A 5,655-nucleotide genomic window follows, 5' to 3' on the forward strand; every position below is an offset into this window, starting at 1 on the left:
TGTGTACGGCGGTGTCCTACTCTCCCACCCCACCACAGGGCAGTACCATCGGCGCTGGGCGGCTTAACGACCGGGTTCGGAATGGGACCGGGTGGACCCCGCCCGCTATGACCGCCGTAACCCTCACACCCCCACCAACCACAACCCACAGGCTCTAGGTCATGGGGGAAACCTTCACGCGTGTGTGTTCGTGTGTGCGAGCTGTCCTGTATCTGTGGTGGACAAGCCCTCGGCCGATTAGTACCGGTCAGCTCCACCCCTCACAGGGCTTCCACATCCGGCCTATCAACCCCATCATCTCTAGGGGGCCTTACCCACTCAACGGTGGCAGGAGACCTCATCTTGAAGCAGGCTTCCCGCTTAGATGCTTTCAGCGGTTATCCCTTCCGAACGTAGCCAACCAGCCATGCTCCTGGCGGAACAACTGGCACACCAGAGGTTCGTCCGTCCCGGTCCTCTCGTACTAGGGACAGCCCTTCTCAAGTCTCCAACGCGCGCAGCGGATAGGGACCGAACTGTCTCACGACGTTCTAAACCCAGCTCGCGTGCCGCTTTAATGGGCGAACAGCCCAACCCTTGGGACCGACTCCAGCCCCAGGATGCGACGAGCCGACATCGAGGTGCCAAACCATCCCGTCGATACGGACTCTTGGGGAAGATCAGCCTGTTATCCCCGGGGTACCTTTTAGCCGTTGAGCGACGCCGCTTCCACACGCCGACGCCGGATCACTAGTCCCTGCTTTCGCACCTGCTCGACACGTCCGTCTCACAGTCAAGCTCCCTTATGCACTTACACTCACCACCTGATTGCCAACCAGGCTGAGGGAACCTTTGGGCGCCTCCGTTACCCTTTAGGAGGCAACCGCCCCAGTTAAACTACCCACCAGACACTGTCCCTGAACCGGATCACGGTCCCAGGTTAGATGCCCGAAACAGCCAGAGTGGTATTTCACCAACGCCTCCACCCGAACTAGCGTCCAGGCTTCACAGGCTCCCACCTATCCTACACAAGCCATCCCAAACACCAATGTCAAGCTGTAGTAAAGGTCCCGGGGTCTTTCCGTCCTGCTGCGCGAAACGAGCATCTTTACTCGTAGTGCAATTTCGCCGGGCCCGTGGTTGAGACAGCGGGGAAGTCGTTACGCCATTCGTGCAGGTCGGAACTTACCCGACAAGGAATTTCGCTACCTTAGGATGGTTATAGTTACCACCGCCGTTTACCGGCGCTTAGATTCCCAGCGTCGACACCCAAAAGGCATCTAACCGGTCCTCTTAACGTTCCGGCACCGGGCAGGCGTCAGTCCGTATACCGCGTCTTACGACTTCGCACGGACCTGTGTTTTTAGTAAACAGTCGCTTCCCCCTGGCCTCTGCGACCCCACACAGCTCCAGACGCACGGTCCTTCACCGCACAGGGCTCCCCTTCTCCCAAAGTTACGGGGACAATTTGCCGAGTTCCTTAACCACGGTTCACCCGAACGCCTCGGTATTCTCTACCTGACCACCTGCGTCGGTTTAGGGTACGGGCCGTCCACACACTCGCTAGAGGCTTTTCTCGGCAGTACGGGATCACTCACTTCGGCTCAACGCCTCGACATCACGCCTCACCCACAACAGAGCACGGATTTACCTATGCTCCAGGCTACACGCTTGACCCGGGACAACCACCGCCCGGTAGAGCTACCCCCCTGCGTCACCCCATCACTTACCTACTACTCCCTTGGACCCCACACCAACACCACCCCCACCCACAAAGGACAGGAGCAGCGCCAGTCTGGTTAGCATCAGAAGCCTCGGTATTGGGCGCGTGCGGACGGGTACGGGAATATCAACCCGTTATCCATCGACTACGCCTCACGGCCTCGCCTTAGGTCCCGACTCACCCTGGGCGGATTAACCTGCCCCAGGAACCCTTAGTCAATCGGCGCACACGTTTCTCACGTGTGTCACGCTACTCATGCCTGCATTCTCACTCCCACGCAGTCCACCACACGATCACTCGGCGGCTTCACCCCACGCAGGACGCTCCCCTACCACACCAACCACACCCACAAAAGGCATGATCAGCATCCACGGTTTCGGCGGTGTGCTTCAGCCCCGCTACATTGTCGGCGCACAATCACTCGACCAGTGAGCTATTACGCACTCTTTCAAGGATGGCTGCTTCTAAGCCAACCTCCTGGCTGTCACAGCAACTGCACAACCTTTCCCACTAAGCACACACTTAGGGGCCTTAACCGATGATCTGGGCTGTTTCCCTCTCGACCACGAAGCTTATCCCCCGCAGTCTCACTGCCGCGCTAACTTCACCGGCATTCGGAGTTTAGCTGACCTCAGTAACCTTGTCGGGCCCATCAGCCAACCAGTCGCTCTACCTCCGGCAAGCACCACGCGACGCTGCACCTAAATGCATTTCGGGGAGAACCAGCTATCACGGAGTTTGATTGGCCTTTCACCCCTACCCACACCTCATCCCCCAGGTTTTCAACCCTGGTGGGTTCGGGCCTCCACGGAGTCTTACCCCCGCTTCACCCTGGACATGGGTAGATCACCCCGCTTCGGGTCCACAGCATGCGACTCAAACGCCCTCTTCAGACTCGCTTTCGCTACGGCTCCCCCACAACGGGTTAACCTCGCCACACACCATGACTCGCAGGCTCATTCTGCAAAAGGCACGCCATCACCCCACCACAGGCAAGGCTCTGACGGCTTGACAGCACACGGTTTCAGGCACTCTTTCACAACCCCTCACCGGGGCACTTTTCACCTTTCCCTCACGGTACTCGTCCACTATCGGTCACCAGGACGTATTTAGGCTTAGCAGGTGGTCCTGCCAGATTCACACGGGATTCCCCGAGCCCCGTGCTACTCGGGAACGCACCCAACACCCCGCCCACGGATTTCACCTACAGGACTCTCACCTTCTACGGTGCCGTTTCCCACCGGCTTCGGCTATCCGCAACGGCAGTGCTCCAGGCCGGCAGACCCAGACAGGCACGCCCCACAACCCCACACGCGCAACCCCTGCCGAGTATCACACGCGCATGGTTTAGCCTCATCCCCTTTCGCTCACCACTACTCAGGGAATCACTCTTGTTTTCTCCTCCTGCGGGTACTGAGATGTTTCACTTCCCCGCGTTCCCACCAACTGCCCTATACATTCAGGCAGCGGCGACGTGCCATCACGCACGCCAGGTTCCCCCATTCGGACACCCACGGATCAACGCTCGGTTGGCAGCTCCCCGTGGCCTATCGCGGCCTCCCACGTCCTTCATCGGCGCCTGGTGCCAAGGCATCCACCGTGTGCCACACTCGCTTGGCCACCACAGAAACAAGACGCTCGCACACACTATCCACAAATCAAAACCCACGCCACACACCCAACCAACACACACCACACGGCATGCGCCAGCCAGGATGGCCAGAACAACCCCCACACACCCACACCCACAACGACGACCCACCGCCGCCAGCCACAGCCCAGCACCTCAACCCACCAGCCCGAGAGCCCCACAACCAGCCAACCGATCAACCATCGGCCAACCAGCCACAAAGCCCCCAAGCCACCTCAGGCCTCAGCACTGAACAACGACCCAGGGTGCGGTGTCTGCGGGATGCGGTTGTTCCCTCAGACACCCAACAGCGCGCCCCCACCCACCACCAACGACAGGCAGGGAAAAGATTGCCTCTCAACCCACCGGGCCACCCCCCAACACACGCGCCACACACCATGCAGCACACAACGGGAGGCGTCCACTTTCGAGCCAGCCGACCACCAACACACGCCAGACACACCCTGCATCCAGCACACAGTCGGCTTCAAGCTCCTTAGAAAGGAGGTGATCCAGCCGCACCTTCCGGTACGGCTACCTTGTTACGACTTCGTCCCAATCGCCAGCCCCACCTTCACACGCTCCCCCCCACAAAGGGTTAGGCCACGTGTTTCGGGTGTTGCCGACTTTCGTGACGTGACGGGCGGTGTGTACAAGGCCCGGGAACGTATTCACCGCGGCGTTGCTGATCCGCGATTACTAGCGACTCCACCTTCATGGGGTCGAGTTGCAGACCCCAATCCGAACTGAGACCGGCTTTAAGAGATTCGCTCCGCCTCACGACATCGCACGCCCTCTGTACCGGCCATTGTAGCATGTTTGCAGCCCAAGGCATAAGGGGCATGATGACTTGACGTCATCCCCACCTTCCTCCGAGTTGACCCCGGCAGTCTCCCATGAGTCCCCACCACCACGTGCTGGCAACATGGGACAGGGGTTGCGCTCGTTGCGGGACTTAACCCAACATCTCACGACACGAGCTGACGACAGCCATGCACCACCTGTCACCGATCCCCGAAGGACCCCCCATCTCTGGAGGATTACCGGTGATGTCAAGCCTTGGTAAGGTTCTTCGCGTTGCGTCGAATTAAGCAACATGCTCCGCCGCTTGTGCGGGCCCCCGTCAATTCCTTTGAGTTTTAGCCTTGCGGCCGTACTCCCCAGGCGGGGCGCTTAATGCGTTAGCTACGGCACGGAAACCGTGGAAAGTCCCCACACCTAGCGCCCAACGTTTACGGCGTGGACTACCAGGGTATCTAATCCTGTTCGCTCCCCACGCTTTCGCTCCTCAGCGTCAGGTAAGGCCCAGAGACCCGCCTTCGCCACCGGTGTTCCTCCTGATATCTGCGCATTTCACCGCTACACCAGGAATTCCAGTCTCCCCTACCTACCTCAAGCCTGCCCGTATCCACTGCACACCCGGAGTTAAGCCCCGGACTTTCACAGCAGACGCGACAGGCCGCCTACGAGCTCTTTACGCCCAATAATTCCGGACAACGCTCGGACCCTACGTATTACCGCGGCTGCTGGCACGTAGTTAGCCGGTCCTTATTCACCACCTACCGTCAACCCCCAGAAAACCAGGGGCCTTCGTGAGTGGTAAAAGAGGTTTACAACCCGAAGGCCTTCATCCCCCACGCGGCGTCGCTGCGTCAGGCTTCCGCCCATTGCGCAATATTCCCCACTGCTGCCTCCCGCAGGAGTCTGGGCCGTGTCTCAGTCCCAGTGTGGCCGGTCGCCCTCTCAGGCCGGCTACCCGTCATCGCCTTGGTAGGCCGTTACCCCACCAACAAGCTGATAGGCCGCGAGCCCATCCCTGACCGGAAAAACACCTTTCCACCCCACACCATGCGGCACGAGGTCATATCCGGTATTAGACCCAGTTTCCCAGGCTTATCCCAGAGTCAGGGGCAGGTTACTCACGTGTTACTCACCCGTTCGCCGCTCGTGTACCCCCGAAGGGGCCTTACCGCTCGACTTGCATGTGTTAAGCACGCCGCCAGCGTTCGTCCTGAGCCAGGATCAAACTCTCCATCACAGGCCTAAACACCAACCCCCACCACACACCCAACAAACAGTGTGCGTACAAACCCGGGGGCGGCAAACCTTACAAGAGCTCAACCCCAACCCGGCACCCCACACACACAACGCGCGCAAGGCACCAGATCAAAGGAACCCCCACCCCCACAAACCCAGGGGGCAGGAAGGAGCCAAAAACCACACAAACCCGGCTGTCAAGAAACAACCACGCGCTGTTGAGTTCTCAAGAAACAACCGCCAACCGTCTACAAACCCACACGGGCTCTTCCCCGGATGCGGCACA

At 59.6% G+C, this 5,655-nt stretch carries 3 rRNA genes; all 3 read right to left on the reverse strand.

Features of this window, described 5'->3' with window-relative positions:
* Positions 1 to 3: 3 nt before the first annotated feature.
* Positions 4 to 119: ribosomal RNA gene (rrf, locus tag TF1_RS15540) — 5S ribosomal RNA — on the reverse strand.
* Positions 120 to 217: 98 nt separating this feature from the next.
* Positions 218 to 3,322: ribosomal RNA gene (locus TF1_RS15545) — 23S ribosomal RNA — on the reverse strand.
* A gap of 510 nt (positions 3,323 to 3,832) precedes the next feature.
* Positions 3,833 to 5,370 (reverse strand): 16S ribosomal RNA (locus TF1_RS15550).
* Together the 16S, 23S and 5S rRNA genes form the textbook arrangement of a ribosomal RNA operon.
* Positions 5,371 to 5,655 lie beyond the last annotated feature (285 nt).

Source organism: Thermobifida fusca NBRC 14071 = JCM 3263, assembly GCF_001592045.1.
Taxonomy (GTDB): Bacteria; Actinomycetota; Actinomycetes; order Streptosporangiales; family Streptosporangiaceae; genus Thermobifida; species Thermobifida fusca.